This is a genomic window from Roseateles sp. (assembly GCF_049240545.1).
In the GTDB taxonomy this organism is placed as follows: domain Bacteria; phylum Pseudomonadota; class Gammaproteobacteria; order Burkholderiales; family Burkholderiaceae_C; genus Paucibacter_A.
Window position 1 is genome coordinate 1 of the sequence record NZ_JBMLSK010000317.1, and the last position, 1,219, is coordinate 1,219.

1 protein-coding gene is annotated in these 1,219 nt (G+C 66.0%); it reads left to right on the forward strand.

Features of this window, described 5'->3' with window-relative positions:
- The first annotated feature begins 70 nt into the window (after positions 1–70).
- On the forward strand, positions 71–1,198 hold the full coding sequence (locus ACOVRJ_RS19730) for an IS5 family transposase (protein ID WP_422045534.1): 1,128 nt from the start codon (positions 71–73) through the stop codon (positions 1,196–1,198).
- Positions 1,199–1,219 lie beyond the last annotated feature (21 nt).

A 1,219-nucleotide genomic window follows, 5' to 3' on the forward strand; every position in this document is an offset into this window, starting at 1 on the left:
AGAGGGTGTAAACGAAATCTACGCCTGGCGCGTTACGCTGTGATCGAGACGAAACGAAGCGAGGCAGCGAGTGCCACACAGCAAAGTGCCAGGGCGCCCAGGGCGCAGACCGTCTTTGAGCGCCGAGCACGTTGCGGTGCTGCGCGCGATCACGCAAGAGCAACCTCGCTCATCGTTGGATGAAGTCACACGCGAGCTGTTTCGACGCTGTAGCGTCAAGGTCAATCCGGTCACCGTACGCAAGGCGCTGCGCGAGGCGAAGATCGAGCGGCTCAAGCCCATACGCAAAGCCGGCGAGCGCGCCGCGCAGGGGCGCGGTGCGGGCGTGCGCACGGGCTACACCGAGGCTCATCGACGCAGCGACGGCGCCAGCGGGCTGAACACGGACCTGACCGATGCCGAATGGGCTCTGGTGGCCGACTTGTTCACGCACGCCGGCCAGCGTGGCGCGCCGCCGCGCTACGAGCGCCGCACGGTGGTCAACGCTTGCTGCTACGTGCTGCGCACGGGCTGTGCGTGGCGCCTCTTGCCCAAGAGCTTTCCGCCCTGGCAGGCGGTGTACATGTCGTTCAAGCGCTGGGGTGCGGCTGGAACGTTCGAGACCATGCACGACAGGCTGCGCCAGCAGTGGCGCGAGCGTGTGGGCAAAGCACCCGAGCCCACCGCGGCCATCATCGACTCGCAGAGCACGCGCAGCACCGCGCAGGGCGGCAACACCGGATTCGACGCGGGCAAGAAGGTCAAAGGCCGCAAGCGCAACCTTGTGGTCGATACGCTGGGGCTCCTGCTGGCCGTGACGATCACCTCGGCGAGCGTGCAAGACCGCGACACCGCAGCAACGGTGGTCGCTCAGGCCTACGCCAAGGTGCCGGGGCTCAAGAAGCTCTACACCGATGGTGCCTACGGCGGCCAGTGCGCACTGGCCATCGAGAAGACGCACGGCATCAGTGTCGAGGTCGTGCGTCACCCTGGCAATCGCAGCACAGGCACTTGGCAAGACGCGCAACAGCCCTTGTGGCCCGAGGCGGTTGCCAAGGGCTTCGTCGTCCAGGCCAAGCGCTGGGTCGTCGAGCGCACGCACGCATGGAACGAGCGCTGCCGTCGATTGATCGTTCATCATGATCGCTCCGACTGGGCCCCACTGGCGTGGGTCTGGCTCGCCGAAGCGCGTATCCTGGCTACCAGACTGGCGACGTAGAACATTTCGTTTACACCCTCT